Annotated in this window: 1 pseudogene; it reads right to left on the bottom strand. The window is 72.3% G+C overall.

The features are described from left to right. Nucleotides 1-213: pseudogene (locus tag BN358_RS27735) on the bottom strand (RNA polymerase subunit sigma-70); the annotation flags it as partial.

The following is a 213-nucleotide window of genomic DNA, read 5'->3' as shown; positions in this document are numbered from 1 at the left end:
CCCGGATCCTCCTGGAGCAGCCCGTAGAGCGCCTCCGCCGGCTGGACCGGCGCGTGCAGCAGCACCGGCGTCGCCCCGGCGTTCAGGGCCAGCAGTCGCGTGATCTCGTTGGTCTGGTAGAACTCCTCGGGCTCGTCCATGCCAGCGACGGTCGGCGCGACGAACACCCCCGGCAGGGGCACCAGCCGCTCGTGGGCGAGCCCCAGAATGGTC

The sequence above is a fragment of the Sedimentibacter sp. B4 genome, assembly GCF_000309315.1.
GTDB lineage: Bacteria > Bacillota > Clostridia > Tissierellales > Sedimentibacteraceae > Sedimentibacter > Sedimentibacter saalensis.
Note: the sequence above shows the minus strand (reverse complement) of the source record. Positions and strands in the feature narration are given on the sequence as shown.